Annotated in this window: 1 protein-coding gene; it reads left to right on the top strand. The window is 43.8% G+C overall.

The window, feature by feature from the left end:
* Window positions 1–107 precede the first annotated feature (107 nt).
* On the top strand, window positions 108–1433 hold the full coding sequence (locus tag FTU50_RS15215) for an ISNCY family transposase (RefSeq protein WP_096902756.1): 1326 nt from the start codon (window positions 108–110) through the stop codon (window positions 1431–1433).
* The last annotated feature ends 49 nt before the right edge of the window (window positions 1434–1482 follow it).

The following is a 1482-nucleotide window of genomic DNA, read 5'->3' as shown; positions in this document are numbered from 1 at the left end:
TGTAACTCCAAAATAGAAATGTCCGGTTTCTCCAAAGTAAAAATGTCCGCTTTTAGAATATGCGCTGTTGCAATTTTCTTAGCGGACGGTTTGATATGTTGGTGTCTATGTCGGATAAAGAACTTAAACGATTGTCGGTCTTGCAAGAAATCTGTGATCAACGCATAACCCAGCCCCAGGCTGCTCAGCTACTTCATATTTCAGAACGTCAGATCAGACGTTTATTGCAAAAATACAAAACTCAAGGTCCAACTGCATTAGCCCATGCTGCACGTGGCCAAATCAGCAATTCCAGGCTTCCTGAAGAGCTCAGACTCAAGTGCCTCAATCTGGTCGCTGAACAATTCCATGGTTTCGGACCCACTTTAGCGCATGAAAAGCTCACCACCGTTCATGGCTTTGATATTTCAGTTGAAACACTGCGTTCCTGGATGATTGCAGCAGATCTGTGGATTCCTCGCGCCAAGCGCCTGAAACGCCCGTATCAGCCTCGTTACAACCGGGATTGCTTTGGTGAACTGATCCAAATTGATGGCTCACACCATGACTGGTTTGAAGGACGCGCTGCTAAGTGCTGTTTGCTGGTGTTTATCGATGATGCGACAGGAAAATTGCAGCATTTACGCTTCTGTGAATCAGAATCAACCTTTGACTATATGATTTCAACACGTTTATATGTCGAACAGCACGGTAAGCCTTTAGCGTTTTACAGCGACAAACATTCAGTCTTTAGAGTGAATCAAAGCAGCAAGAAAGACACCAAGATTACCCAGTTTGGACGTGTACTCAGCACCCTCAATATCGATATCATCTTCGCCAATTCACCACAGGCCAAAGGCCGTGTAGAACGGGCGAATAGAACGCTTCAGGACCGTCTGATCAAAGAAATGCGCTTGGAAGGCATCTGTTCGATTGAGCAAGCTAATGCCTGGCTACCCTGCTTCATTGAGCAGTTCAATCAGAAGTTCGCCAAGATGGCTTTTAATCCTAAGAATCTACATCGGCCTATCACTGAAACAGCCGAAGAATTAGATGATATTTTTACTTGGCGTGAACCCCGCAGAGTCACCAATAGCCTGACGATTACTTATGATAAATGCGTATATCTCCTGGAAAACACCGAAGAAAATCAAAGGTTGATCGGTAAGTATCTTGAGTTCCTGGAATACCCGGATGGTACTGTAGCCCTCATGCATGATGGCCGAAAGATCAATTACAGCCTCTTCGATAAATTAAGTCAGCTGAATCAGCGAGAGATTGTTGAGAATAAACGGTTGAGTGCTGTTCTGAATCATATCCAACAACAGCATGAAGAACTGGAACAGCAAAACAAACGTAATCGTTCTCAAAAGATGCCAAGCAGACGTGCACAGAAAACAGCGATTGAACAACGAAATCTAAATCCTGTGCTTGACTTGGAAATGTCCATATAGGACATTTCTATTTGGTTATTAGGTAGGACATTTCTACTTGGGAATAACA

It is taken from the genome of Acinetobacter sp. YH12112, from assembly GCF_013418945.1.
GTDB classification, from domain to species: domain Bacteria; phylum Pseudomonadota; class Gammaproteobacteria; order Pseudomonadales; family Moraxellaceae; genus Acinetobacter; species Acinetobacter indicus.
Note: the sequence above shows the minus strand (reverse complement) of the source record. Positions and strands in the feature narration are given on the sequence as shown.